This is a genomic window from Parasphingorhabdus sp. JC815, from assembly GCF_040717415.1.
Taxonomy (GTDB): Bacteria; Pseudomonadota; Alphaproteobacteria; order Sphingomonadales; family Sphingomonadaceae; genus Parasphingorhabdus.
Genome location: NZ_JBFEFM010000005.1, coordinates 19990 through 33647, shown reverse-complemented (window position 1 = coordinate 33647; position 13658 = coordinate 19990). Strand labels below are relative to the sequence as shown.

Here is a 13658-nt window from a genome sequence, read left to right as displayed (position 1 = left end):
ACCTAATATCTAAGCTATATTTTAGATGTAAACGTTGGAAGTTTGATGTCCAATGACTTCAGTTATATTATATTCAATCTTGTGAGTTATATGAGCGCTTAGGGCATAAGCCATATAAGCGGCGCAACGCCGCATCTTCAAGCGCAAGGTAAAATTAAAGACCGGCACCAGACGCTCAAAACAGCATCCTGCTCACAATCTACGCCTAATCCGTTGATCTTGACGACCAGATCGAAGCTTACATCGAGTGCCGTTACTACAAGCGCTGCCATGAGAGCTTGAATAACATGCTCCCACCCCAAAAAAGTGCCTAACTTGGAAGGGGTCAGAAAATCACCCAACAACGATAATTGATCAAACAAACAATTGCACAAGAGCGCTTGCAACACCGAACGTTTGTTGATTAATGTCAACATGGCAAAAAGGCCAAACAATAACAAAAGTTAAGCCTCAATTTGTCTAACTTATTATAATGACGAATAGTTACAGAAGGGCTAGGGCGCCAGCAAACAATGGGGATTTTGAGGGGAGGGGCTATGCGGTGGTGAGTGCTTCAGCAATACAAGACTACAAGATGTCATTTAGCACTGGCGGACTCTTCCTGAACGAAAGCCTTGAACTCGCGCGCTTGCATGAAGACGGCGAGCCTTGGGAAGACACAATTCTCAGAGCCATGGAGGAAGGCACAACCAGTCTGCCGAAATCAACTTCGAACCGTCGATCGTTGCGCGAAATTGCTAACCGCCTGCTTACTCTTACCAATGAGGAACGCACTTACCTTTTGGAAGGGGCGGATCGCTCCGAGCAGCAGGCGCTGTTGTGGATCGCCACATGCCGCGCATATCGGTTCGTTCGTGAATTTGCGGTGGAAGTGGTGAGAGAGCGATACCTGTCTTACCAACTCGATTTACCGCTCGAAAGCTTTGACATTCTTTTTGAAGCGAAAGCTGAATGGGATGAGGGACTGGCCGGATTAAGTCGGTCGACCCGCTTGAAACTTCGTCAAATCATGTTTCGCATGATGCGTGAAGCCGGAATCATTTCAGAAGATGATCGCATTCAAACCGCGATTATTTCCACACGTTTGAAACACATGATTGAAGACCACAACCCCGGCGATCTGGCCATTTTCCCTAGCGTTCCGCTCGAGGGAGCTTAATTTGAAACGAGGACTAAACCGAAAAGAGCGGGCCGAACACCTCTACCACGTGATCACCAGTGAACGCTTCCTGACCAAACAAGGCCTAGGGAATGAAGTGCCATTTTTTATCTACCCCTTTCCCGCCGAGGAAGGGCTTACCATGGTTGAGGACCGTGAAGATCTTGTGACCCGAATTCAGCACTCCGGCACTCGAGTGTTGGACCTGAACCTCTACGATCTCGCGCTCGACATACTTTCAGAACGCGGGATCTTAGAGCAGGTTCTCGAAATTGAGGCCGACAGTAGTAAGGGTGAGATAAAGGAACTTCTACAAGGTGTCTTGGACCCACAAGCTCACCTGATCCCGCATATTGGCCAGGCGATCCAAGCGACCCCACATGATGTCATTTTCTTGTCAGGCGTCGGTGAGGTATACCCTTACATCCGCTCTCACAACGTGCTGAACAACCTACAAAGCACTGCGAAAGACGCGCCAACCGTTCTTTTCTTCCCAGGAAGCTACACCCATGCTTTGGCGACTGGCGCGTCATTGGATCTCTTTGGTCAGCTTCATGACGACAAATATTACCGCGCCTTCAACATTCTGAATTACGAGGTCTAAGCCCATGGCCCAGCTGCTAAAAGACATTTTTGAGAAACCCGTTGATCGCGCCATTGACGGTGTCATCAAGGCCGACGACGAAGCAAGTCTTCGCATCGAACTCGACGAGTACGTCATCACAGGGGAGATCGGCCAACGGCTGGAACAGTTCCTCGATGCCTACAACAACTATGACACTTCAAATGGCGTCTGGATTTCTGGCTTCTTTGGCTCTGGTAAATCGCACTTGCTGAAGATGCTGGCTCTACTGCTTGAAAATCGTGAGGTCGACGGCAAAACCGCTCACGAGATCTTTGCTGAAAAGCTCAAAGGCGAGCCAATGCTGGCAGGCGCACTCAACAAGGCCGTTTCCATCCCGTCGAAGTCGATCTTGTTCAATATTGACCAGAAGGCAGATGTGATCTCCAAGACGGATGTAGATGCGCTTCTATCTGTCTTCCAAAAGGTCTTTGACGAAGCCTGCGGGTTCTATGGCAAACAGCCTCATATCGCGCAATTCGAACGCGACTTGCAGGGACGTGGGCAATTCGAGGCATTCAAAGAAGCTTTTCGAAGCGCTGCCGGGAAAGACTGGGAACGTGGTCGAGAACAGGCGCTGCTCGAAGCCAAAAATATTGCAACAGCGTTTGCAGAAGCAACCGGTGGTGATCCTTCAGATGCAAAAGACATCCTGAGCCATTACCGTAAGGACACACGCGTCTCGATTGAGGACTTCGCTGGCACAGTCAAAGCTTGGATAGACAATCAGCCCAAGGGCTTCCGGCTCAACTTCTTCGTTGACGAGGTCGGCCAGTATATTGCGGACAATGTAAAGCTCATGACCAATCTGCAAACCATCGCTGAGAGCCTTAACACCAAATGCAACGGGCAAGCTTGGATCATAGTAACTGCGCAGCAAGACATGGCGTCGGTTATCGGCGACATGACGCAGCAGCAAGAGAATGACTTCTCCAAAATCCAGGCCCGCTTCAGCAACCGCATGCCACTGAACTCGGCCGATGTCGCCGAAGTGATCCAGCGCCGCCTCCTCGCCAAGACGTCAGAAGGGCAAGTAACGCTTGGCAACCTTCATGACCGCGAAGAAAACAACCTCAAGACCCTGTTCGATTTTGCTGACGGCTCGATGAAGCTCAAAAACTACCGGGGTCGCGACCACTTCATCTCAAGTTATCCTTTCCCCCCCTATCAGTATGACCTCTTTCAAATGGCAATCACGTCTTTGTCGGAGCACAACGCATTTGAAGGCAAACACAGCTCGGTCGGCGAGCGCTCGATGTTGGGCGTTTTCCAAGAGGTCTCGAAGAAGCTGAAAGACAAAGAAGTCGGAGGGTTGGCTACTTTCGATCTCATGTTCGAAGGGATCCGCACTGCACTGAAATCTTCGGTTCAACAGAGTATTCAGATTGCCGAAAAAAACCTGGACGATCCTTTTGCCGTTCGGGTTTTGAAATCCTTGTTCCTCGTCAAATACGTCAAAGGCTTCAAACCGTCGGTTCGAAACATCGGAATTCTGCTCCTGTCAGAGTTTGAGGCGGACCAGACGAGCCAACGCCGCAAGATCGAGGAAGCATTGAGCCGTCTGGAAAGGGAAACCTATATCCAACGGAACGGTGAGGTCTATGAGTTCCTCACCAATGAGGAAAAGGATGTCGAAGCGGAAATCAAAGCCCTCGACATAGACCCTTCTGAGCTCTCGAAAGAACTCGAAACACTCGCATTCGATACCATTCTGCGACATCGTAAGATCAAGCATCTCGCCACGAATAGCGAATACGCCTTTACCCGGAAGCTTGATGATCACGCGGTTGGACGTGAGTACGAACTAGCAATCAATCTCGTTTCGCCCCTCAGCGACGAGGTTGAAAGCCCAGATGGCATTCGAATGAAAACCATGTCTCTGGAAGAGCTCGCGGTTGCCATGAAACCGGATGCGAACTTCGTCCGCGACCTGATCTTGTTCAAGCAAACCGACAAGTTCATCCGTCAGTCTCGCAGCGGTTCTCCGCAGCCGGTCCGCGACCGTATCGTAGCAGAAAAAGGCGAACAAAACGGCCGCCGTGCAAAAGACCTAGAAATGCGGCTCCGCAAGTTGATGGGAAGCGCCCGACTTTTCGTTAGGGGTGACGAATTGGAGATCGGCGGAGAAGATGCTCAAGAACGCATCAGCAAGGCGTTCCAGTCCCTGGTCGACAAAGTCTACACCAATCTCCCGATGCTGCGCGGCGTCAGCTATACCGAGGCCGATATCAACAAAGCGGTACAGTCGGAAAGCGGGCTCTTCGGTTCTGACGGCACGGGTATCAACGAAGCTGAACAAGACGTCCTCAGCTTCATCAACGCACAGGCACGCAACGGGGTGAAGGTTTCCGTCAAATATATGACTGATCGATTCACATCCAAACCCTACGGCTGGCCAGTAACCGCAGTCCTTTGCCTTGCAGGCAGCTTGGTCGCCAAAGGAAAAATCGAAGCGCGCGTCGACAGCGCCATCAAGGAGGGGTTGGAACTTGCCAAGGCGTTGAACAACAGTCACGCGCTTCCGAACATACTATTGACCCCTCAGACGGAATTCTCCGCTGCAGAAATTCGTCGAGCGAAGGAACTTTATCAGGAGCTCTTTGCGCACCCCTCATCAGGAACAGATGCGCGCAGTTTGGGCGCAGAGTGGACTACAAGTATTGATGCGCTCGAAGCCGAGGTAGACGGTCTTGTTCGCCAGTCGCACAGATACCCATTTCTGACCGCGCTTGAGCCGTTCCATGAACTGCTGCGGGGCATGAAAGGCAAGCCAGCGAACTGGTATATTTCCGACGCGCCCAAGCGCGAGGATGACCTTCTAAACGCGAAGGAGGATCTCCTGGACAAGGTGAAGTCCTTCATGGGTGGTGCACAAAAAGGTATCTACGATGATGCCCGCGATATGCTCGCCAGCGAATTTGCCAACATCGACTATGTCGATCCTGATGCTGGGGCGAAGCTGCGCGCCGCATTGGAGGATCCGGGCTGCTTTAAGGGCTCATCGATCCAGAACCTCAAATCCGACCTGTTTGATCTGAAAAACAAGGTCGAACTCAAGGTTCTTGAGGAACGCAAAGCCGTCATCGCAGAGGTCGAAGACGTCTCTACCAAGATCGCACAAATGCCGGACTTCCAGGCACTCGATACGGACAAACAAGCTCGCATCACTGCGCGCATCGAGAGCCATAAGGCAGGTCTCGACACGGTCACACTGATCCCCGTGCTGCGCGACCGTGCCAATGGCGCGCGCACCAACCTGCTGTCGGACGTTGTCACTGAACTCGACCGCCTCGCGCGCCCGGCACCTGCGCCCGAGCCACAGCCCGGCATGTCGGACCGGCCAGCACCCGCACCGCAGCCCCCCACTACGGTCCTCGCCTCGCAGTTGAAGGTCACAGCCCCCAAAACGCTGCTGACCGATGAGGCCGACGTCGACCAATACCTTGAAGAAATGAAAAAGACCCTGCTGGCCGAAATCCGCGCGGGTAAGAAAGTTATTGTGTAATGGATACCAACGCGCTCAAGAAATTCGCCCAGGCTGCCCGCAACCTTCTGATCGATCAAGTTGCCTCCAAGCTCGACGTCGTGCTGGCCGAGGGCAGCGCCGCGCGGCGCGAGGCTCCAAAGGCGGTCAAAGACCTCGAGAACGCCATCAACAAAGCCGACAAACAGCAGGTCATCGAACAGGTCGCATACACCTGGTTCAACCGCTTCACCGCTCTGCGCTTCATGGATGCCAACGGCTACTCGCAGGTCCGTACCGTCTCCCCAGCTGACGGCGCAACCCGGCCCGAGCTGTTGTCAGAGGCGATGGCGGGCAACCTGCCGGACGGTGCCCCCACGACCATCCAATCCCTCCTCGACGGGCGCACGCCGTCCCATGACCCACAGGCCGAAGCCTACCGCCTCCTCCTCGTCCACACCTGCAACCAGTGGCACGGGCCTATGCCCTTCCTGTTCGAGGAAATCGACGACTACACCGAACTGCTGATGCCCGAGGATCTGCTGTCGCAGACCTCCATCCTGGCCGAACTGCGCAAGGTCATGACCGAAGACGCCTGCAAAGACGTCGAGATCATCGGCTGGCTCTACCAGTTCTACATCTCGGAAAAGAAGGACGAAGTCTTCGCGGGCCTCAAGAAGAACCAAAAAATCACGGCCGAGAATATCCCCGCCGCGACGCAGCTGTTCACCCCGCACTGGATCGTCCGCTATCTGGTGGAGAACTCGCTGGGGCAGCTCTGGCTGCTGAACAATCCGGACAGCGGGCTGGCGGCCAAGATGGACTATTACATCGCACCAGAAGAGCCCGAGACGGACTTCCTGAAAATCACCAAACCCGAAGAGATCCGCATCTGCGATCCGGCGGCGGGCTCGGGGCACATGCTGACCTATGCCTTTGACCTGCTCTACGCCATCTACGAGGAAGAGGGATATGACGCGACAGAGATCCCCGCGCTGATCCTGACGCACAACCTGACGGGGGTGGAGATCGACGACCGCGCGGGCGCGCTGGCGGCCTTTGCGCTGGCGATGAAGGCGGCGGCGCGGCTCGGGCGGCGGCGGTTTCTGCGGATGGAGGCAAAACCCGACATCTGCGTGTTGCAGAACGTGGCCTTTACGGATGCCGAGATGCAGGACGTGGCCGCCGTGGTGGGCAAGGATCTGTTCACCGATGAGCTGCGAGAGACGCTGGGGCAGTTCGAGCAGGCCAAGAACTTCGGCTCGCTGATCGTACCGAAACTGCGCGACCCGGCCGAGACGCTGCGGGTGGTGGCGGCGCGGGACTTCGGCGGCGACCTGCTGCTGAAGGAGGTGCAGGAACGTGTCATCGCCGTGCTGCGCATGGCCGAGGCGCTGTCACCGAAGTATCACGTAGTGGTGGCCAACCCGCCATATATGGGCGGCAAGGGAATGACTGCAACCACAGCCAACTGGCTGAAAGATAACTACCCTGATGGAAAAGCGGATCTATTCGCAGCCTTCATAGAAAGGGGGTTAACGCTCATTTCTCAGTCTGGTTTTTCATCAATGGTGACGATGGAAAGCTGGATGTTTCTTTTCTCATATGAAGCAATGCGCTCCAAGATACTGAGCCATGCAGCGATCCATTCGATGGTTCACATGCCGTACCTTGGGAAAGGCGGCACGAGCATGGGCATTAACTTTGGGACCGTAGCCTTCGTACTTGAAAAGAAACCAAGACCGGATCTTTCTGGCGAATACGTTTGTGTGAGATACTATGAAACTGACTCGGATGGAGTGCCTTTAAATTTTCCAGTCGAAAACGAACGCCGATCAAGCGTACCAGCTTCAGAATTTACAAAGATTCCTGGTGGCCCAATCGCATACTGGGTGAGTGCAGATGAGCGCGACAAATATGCCAGCGGGGAATTGGTCTCAAGCGTCGCCGAACCTCGCAAAGGGATCGATACTGGTGACAACAATCTATTTTTGAGAGCTTGGCATGAACCGTCGGCAATCTCATTTTCCGAGCTTGCCGGTTCCTCCGACGTCAAATGGTTCCCTTACAATAAAGGGGGGGATTTTCGGCGTTGGTATGGAAATCGGGAGTTCTTGGTAAACTGGCAGAATAATGGATCTGCGATCAAGGCTCGCTTGGACTGGAAGTCAAAGAAGCCGACTATTCGAAATAAGGAATATTTCTTCCGCGAGGGTTTCACTTGGACCACTGTTTCATCCGGTGGTTTTTCAGCTCGCTGGACGCCCGAGGGTGCAATGTTCGACAATGGTGGTTGCACACTATTCTCATCAGATCATCTCATGCCAGTGGGGGCGTTTCTTAACAGCGCGGTAATGAAGCGCTATCTTGCATTTCTGTCTCCCACATTGAATTTTCAGCCCGGCGACATTGGGAAAGCACTTTTTTTGGAGAAGTGCCTGTCGCAACCTTTGGTGACGGGTAATCTAATCGAGTTGGCTCGTTCCGACTGGGACGCCTACGAAACCTCCTGGGATTTCACCTCGCTTCCGCTGCTCTCAGTGGGTCATCGTGGCGAGACGCTGGCGGACAGCTATGCCACGCTGCGCGCCCATTGGCAGTCCATGACGGACGAGATGCAGCGGCTGGAGGAAGAGAACAACCGCATCTTCATCGACGCCTATGGCCTGCAAGACGAGCTGACCCCCGAGGTGCCGCTGAACGAGATCACCCTCACCTGCAACCCCGTCTATTCGATCAAGGGCGACAAGACCGACGCTGCGCGTGATGCGGACCTTTGCAAGCGCACTATGGAGGAGTTCCTCAGCTATGCCGTGGGATGCAGTTCGGCCGCTACAGCCTCGACGCCCCCGGCCTGATCCTCGCCAATCAGGGCGAAACGCTGGCGGACTACCTCGCCCGCATTCCAGACCCGCAGTTCATGCCGGACGAGGACAACGTCATCCCCGTACTCGACGCCAACTGGTTCGCCGACGACATCACCGACCGCTTCCGCCTGTTCCTGCGCGTGACCTTCGGCGAGGCGCATTTCCGCGAGAACCTGAAGTTCATCGAGGACAGCCTTGGCAAGGACATCCGCAAATACCTCACCAAGGATTTCTACGCCGACCACGTGAAGCGCTACAAGAAGCGCCCGATCTACTGGATGTTCTCCAGCCCCAAGGGCACGTTCAACGCTCTGATCTACATGCACCGCTATCGCGGCGACACGGTGTCGGTCCTGCTGAACTACTACCTGCGCGAATTCATCACCAAGTTGGAGGGCGAACGCGCGCGGCTGGAAAAACTGTCCGATGATCCGACAGCGACGCAGGGCCAGAAGACCAAGGCGCTGAAGGATGTGGCCAAGGTTGCCAAGCAGATCGACGAGCTGAACGAGTGGGAACGCGACGTGATCTTCCCGCTGGCGCAGCAAAAGATCGAGATCGATCTGGATGACGGGGTGAAGGCGAATTATCCGAAGTTCGGCACGGCCTTGAAGAAGATCGCGGGGCTTTCATGACAGACCGGATCAACGCGGGCCTAGAGCGGCTGTTCATCGATCACCGGATCGTCTTCTGGTACGACGCCGCGCGCGACATGCGGGCCGAATATGACGCCGTGGATCTGCCGGATGTGGAAAAGGTGGAGATCGCCAATAACGAGTTCGGTCTGAAGTACCGGATGCTGCGGCAAGAGCCGAAACAGAAGTTTCTGGTGTTCCACGACGGCCCCGCGCCCGAGATGGCCGACAACTGGCTGCTGGATCTCTATTTCGCCTGCGGGGTCTTCAAAGCTGATCAAGCTGCAATCTGGCTGGCTGAACTGGGCCTGCCGCTACAGTTCGAAGACGTGGTGCGTGACCACATGGAGTTCTACCGCGCCAAGGGCCGCATCGAGGCGCTGAAGCAGATGATCACCCCGTCCGACACGAAGACCGATGTGCTGCGCCGCATGCTGGCCGTCTGCGCCGGGGCTGAAGGTGCCCTCGACACGGTCATCGAGGAGCTGCTGGCAGAGCTCGCGGACGAGCGCGACGACGCTATGCGCCTGATGGAGCGGTCCGGTCTGACAGAGTTCTTCTGGAAGCAGGTTGAGAATGCCTACGGCTATGTCAGCGATGCGCCTGACTTTGAGGATTTTGCGATCACGCTGTTCCAGTCCTGCTATGCCCGCGCCTTGGGCGAAGATGGCAAGCTGAACGGCGAAGCGCTTCTTGTCTTCCGCCGCTGGAAGAACAACCGGCTGGGGGCGAAAGCATTTGAAACCCTCAGCGGGAAGTATCAAGAAATCCTGCGGATCCCAGAAGACGTGCAAGAGCGCGACATGAAGGCCTTGCGTGCCATCGACCATTTTGAAGAGATCGACCGGCAGATCATCCGCTCTCTGGTGCGTGAGATGGCAAGCCAAACGGTCTCATCAGCCGAGGTGCTGAAGACCGTGCGAGAGAGGCGGCAAAGCCATTGGTATCCGACCTATGAGGATATTTATCAAGCCATCGGCTATGCCACAGAATTCCAGCAGGCGCTGGCTGAGGCGAACCTGACCATGACCTCCCCCGCTGAGGGGGTGAAGCGCTATGTTTCGCACTGGTACAAGATCGACCAGCTCTACCGCAAATTCATCTTTCATATGCAAAAGAGCGGTCAGGCCTCGCTGCTTAGTGCGTTGTTCGATAGCGTAGAGAACCGATACACGACCAACTTCCTATCTGCCGTCAATGATGCCTGGCAGGATCAGATCGCTGGACTGGGCGATTGGAAGATATCGGGTTTTGCTCATCAGACCGATTTTTACATGGACCAGGCCGCCGAATTCCGCCGCCGCGATCAGAAGGTGGTGGTGATCATCTCAGACGCGTTGCGCTATGAGGTTGCAGAAGAAGCCCTGCGCGAGATCCGCAAGCTGAACCGGTTCGACGCCGACCTAAAGCCGATGATTTCTGCGCTGCCCAGCTACACGCAACTCGGCATGGCTGCTCTCTTACCGAACAAGGATCTGGAGCTGTCGGAGGACGGTAACGTATCTTCGTTTGGCTTGCCTACTCAGGGAACCGCTAACCGCGAAAAGGTTCTGGGCATGGGGCGCTCTGGAGACCGCGCCAAAGCCATGAAGGCCGATGATTTCATGAGCTTGAAAGCGGATGAGGGCAAAGAGATTTTTCGCGACCACGACATTCTCTATCTCTACCATAACAGGATCGACAACATTGGTGACAAGCTTGCCACTGAGGAGCACACCACCAGCGCCGCAGAAGACGCCATCGACGATCTGACCAAACTTGTCCGCAAACTCACGACAGCCAACTTCTCGAACATTCTAGTGACGGCCGATCACGGGTTTATCTATCAACACCGGGCGTTGGATGAGACAGAGTTTTCGGTAGCGGTTCCTGCTGGTGCAGAAATCCTTGTTAAAAATCGTCGATTTATTATCGGGCGTGGCCTTCAGGCTACATCTGGAATGAAGAAGTTCTCCTCAGCAGATCTGGGTCTATCAGGCGACTTGGATGTGCTGCTGCCCAATTCGATCAATCGTATGCGAGTCAAGGGGGCGGGAAGCCGGTTTGTGCATGGCGGGGCCACGCTTCAAGAGATCATTGTTCCCGTACTACGCGTTGGCAAACGACGCGAAGCAGATGTTAAAAAAGTTGAAGTGCAGATCATAGTCACTGGCAAAAGTTTGATCTCTTCCGGTCAGACTGCTCTCACACTCTATCAAACGCAGCCAGTTTCAGAGAAACAGCAACAGCGTGATGTTCTTGCTGGGATTTACGCTGCGGACAGCACGCTCATCTCAGATGAGCATCAGCTGACCTTCGACTACACCTCGCAAAATGCGCGCGAACGGGAGCTGCCCATCAAATTCTTGCTTTCTCGCGATGCTGATCGGTTCAACAACCAGGACGTCTTTCTCAAGCTTCGCGAGCGCATCGGCAAGACGAGCCACTTCGAGGATTACACAAGCCACCGTTTCCACCTGCGTCGTGGCATATCGACAGATTTCGACTTTTAAGGACCTATCATGAGCGCACTCGACGAAAAAATTAACGAGCATTTCGCGGGCTACGTGGTCCGAAAAGACCTTGTGAAAGCGGTCAAGGGCAACGCAATCGTTCCAACCTATGTTCTCGAATACTTGCTCGGGCAGTACTGTGCGACTGACGATGAAGCATCGATCGAGAGCGGCATCGAAACCGTCAAAGAAATCCTCAGAAAGCACTACGTTCACAGAAGTGAAGCGGGACTGATCCAATCCACGATCAAGGAAAAGGGACGCTACAAGGTCATCGACCAGATTAGCGTCTCGCTGAACGAAAAAACAGACAGCTACGAAGCCACGTTTGACAACCTGGGCATCAAAAAGGTTGCGGTGGATAGCGGCACGGTTAAAGCGCATCCAAAGCTACTTGTGACCGGCGTATGGTGTATCGCTGATGTCCAATACGAGTTTTCAGAGGACGCGCGAACATCCCCGTGGGGGTTAGAGACCATCAAACCCATCCAAATCGCCAAGGTCGATTATGAGGGGTACAAGGCTGCGCGCGCGCAATTTTCCAAAGACGAGTGGATCGATCTCCTCATGCAGTCAATTGGTTTTAATCCCGAAGCCTTTGGGCGTCGAAGTAAGCTTTTGCAGCTGATGCGACTGATCCCCTTTGTCGAACGAAACTACAACATCATTGAACTTGGCCCCAAGGGAACGGGTAAATCGCATATTTACTCAGAGTTTTCGCCTCACGGACAGTTGATCTCCGGCGGCGAAGTGACCATCCCGAAACTCTTCGTAAACAATTCGAATGGCCGTATCGGACTGGTCGGCTACTGGGATGTAGTGGCCTTTGATGAATTCGCCGGACGCGAGAAAACCGCGAACAAGGCCTTGGTCGACATCATGAAAAATTACATGGCTAACAAGACCTTCTCGCGAGGGATTAATCCCATGGGGGCAGAAGCGAGCTTTGCTTTTGTAGGCAACACAGACCATAATGTGCCTTATATGCTCAAGAACAGCGACCTGTTCGAAGCACTGCCGCCCCAGTTCCATGACTCTGCATTCATTGACCGTCTCCACGCTTATCTGCCTGGCTGGGAGATAGATGTGATCCGAGGAGAGATGTTCACCACTGGTTATGGGTTCATTGTCGACTACCTCGCCGAGATCCTTCGCCATTTGCGCCAAGAAGACTTTTCCAACCGGCCGGACCTGCATTTCAAAGTCAGCGAGAAGATTTCAACCCGTGATCGGGACGCCGTCTATAAAACCATGTCGGGCTTCCTGAAGGTGATTTTCCCTGCCGGAGATGAAACAGCAGAAGATGTTGAAGAGCTCTTGCAGCTCGCACTTGAAAGTCGAAAGCGCGTAAAGGACCAACTGTTCCGGATAGATGCGACCTATCCAGATGTGGACTTCTTCTACACTGGCTCTGACGGGGAAAAGCGGCGTGTCCAAACCGTCGAAGAGCAAGAGTTCCCCCAATTCTACTATCTGAAACCTGCCTTAGACCCGAAGCAGCAGGATCAATCCACTAATGCTGTCGAAGATGACGTCATCGAAGTCGAAAATGAGCCGCGAGACACATCGGAGACCTCAGCGCCCGTCAAATTGCGCGCCGAAGAGGGTCACCACGTTTTCGTCGAAAACCGGAAGGGCATTAGCTACAATAAACTGTTTGGTCCTTATCTGGACGGTGCATCGCGGATCGTAGTGACAGACCCTTACATTCGCTATTTTTACCAGATCAAAAACATGATGGAATTTGTCGAGATGGTTATCCAGCGCAAGGCGTTGGAAGATCAAGTGGCCATCCATCTTGTCACCGGACCTGATGACGGCAATGAGCAAAAGCAAAGTGAATTGCTCGAGAGCATTACCGAGGCATGTATCGGTTCAGGTGTTGATTTTACCTGGGCATTTGATGGTTCAGGGACCGCTCACTCGAGAGATATCGTCACCGATACCGGCTGGAAAATCGTTCTCGATCGCGGTCTGGATATTTTCCAAGCGCCCATGCGACGTGACGGATTCAGCCTGGGCGATCGCCTACAGGAGCACCGCATGCTGAAGAACTTCTATGTGACCTATGTGCGGCAAGACTAACGGTGAAGCTGCGTAGATATTTCAGAATAGAACCAAGCCATGGTCCGCGTGGATTTTGAACCAGAATCGTTTATCCCGTCTCTCCCAGAAACACTTCGCCGACTTGAACCTGTGCGCGCAGCGATTTGCAGGAGCGGCTTGCGAACGAACCAAAATTGCAGATGCGCAGAAATTAGTCATTCGGTGACCGGATCTCCGTCCCGGCACGGGAAAGCTACCATCTCAACATCGGGGAACATGCAGTGTTGACGTGGATGGAGGTGATGTTGCCGCTGTCGTCTGTGTTGACGAAGAGAACATCGCAGCGATCTCAGAAGTTCTTGCCGTCTTTCTCG

Annotated in this window: 8 protein-coding genes; 7 read left to right on the top strand and 1 reads right to left on the bottom strand. The window is 54.0% G+C overall.

Annotation, left to right across the window (positions count from 1 at the left end):
- Positions 1-137: 137 nt before the first annotated feature.
- Positions 138-416 (bottom strand): hypothetical protein, encoded by a 279-nt coding sequence (locus AB1K62_RS11670; RefSeq protein WP_367003748.1) that lies wholly within the window; start codon positions 414-416, stop codon positions 138-140.
- A 128-nt stretch (positions 417-544) separates the two neighbouring features.
- On the opposite strand from AB1K62_RS11670, the gene AB1K62_RS11665 reads away from it, so the two are divergent.
- From AB1K62_RS11665 to brxL, 7 genes are read left to right on the top strand one after another with little or no spacing between them, the layout of a single operon-like run.
- Positions 545-1159, top strand: coding sequence for a DUF1819 family protein (locus tag AB1K62_RS11665; protein ID WP_367003746.1), 615 nt, complete (start codon positions 545-547; stop codon positions 1157-1159).
- Position 1160: 1 nt separating this feature from the next.
- The gene (locus AB1K62_RS11660) at positions 1161-1763 is read left to right on the top strand and encodes a DUF1788 domain-containing protein (RefSeq protein WP_367003744.1); all 603 of its coding nucleotides are present in this window, start codon (positions 1161-1163) and stop codon (positions 1761-1763) included.
- 4 nt (positions 1764-1767) lie between these two features.
- Positions 1768-5286, top strand: coding sequence for a BREX system P-loop protein BrxC (brxC, locus tag AB1K62_RS11655; RefSeq protein WP_367003742.1), 3519 nt, complete (start codon positions 1768-1770; stop codon positions 5284-5286).
- Positions 5286-8102 (top strand): BREX-1 system adenine-specific DNA-methyltransferase PglX, encoded by a 2817-nt coding sequence (gene pglX / locus AB1K62_RS11650; protein WP_367003740.1) that lies wholly within the window; start codon positions 5286-5288, stop codon positions 8100-8102. Before brxC ends, pglX begins: the two co-directional genes overlap by 1 nt.
- Entirely contained in the window at positions 8063-8746 is a 684-nt protein-coding gene (locus tag AB1K62_RS11645) for a hypothetical protein (RefSeq protein WP_367003738.1), read from the top strand. The genes pglX and AB1K62_RS11645 overlap by 40 nt, the downstream gene beginning before the upstream one ends.
- Positions 8743-11238 carry a BREX-1 system phosphatase PglZ type A gene (gene pglZ, locus AB1K62_RS11640; RefSeq protein WP_367003737.1) on the top strand — a complete coding sequence of 832 codons (2496 nt, stop codon included), beginning with the start codon at positions 8743-8745 and terminating at the stop codon, positions 11236-11238. The genes AB1K62_RS11645 and pglZ overlap by 4 nt, the downstream gene beginning before the upstream one ends.
- Positions 11239-11247: 9 nt before the next feature.
- Entirely contained in the window at positions 11248-13323 is a 2076-nt protein-coding gene (gene brxL, locus AB1K62_RS11635; protein WP_367003735.1) for a BREX system Lon protease-like protein BrxL, read from the top strand.
- Positions 13324-13658: the final 335 nt, after the last annotated feature.

Coding starts and splice junctions, on each gene's coding strand:
- AB1K62_RS11670 (WP_367003748.1), bottom strand. CDS start 416: ATGTTGACATTAATCAACAAACGTTCGGTGTTGCAAGCGCTCTTGTGC.
- brxC (WP_367003742.1), top strand. CDS start 1,768: ATGGCCCAGCTGCTAAAAGACATTTTTGAGAAACCCGTTGATCGCGCC.
- pglX (WP_367003740.1), top strand. CDS start 5,286: ATGGATACCAACGCGCTCAAGAAATTCGCCCAGGCTGCCCGCAACCTT.
- AB1K62_RS11645 (WP_367003738.1), top strand. CDS start 8,063: ATGCAGTTCGGCCGCTACAGCCTCGACGCCCCCGGCCTGATCCTCGCC.
- pglZ (WP_367003737.1), top strand. CDS start 8,743: ATGACAGACCGGATCAACGCGGGCCTAGAGCGGCTGTTCATCGATCAC.
- brxL (WP_367003735.1), top strand. CDS start 11,248: ATGAGCGCACTCGACGAAAAAATTAACGAGCATTTCGCGGGCTACGTG.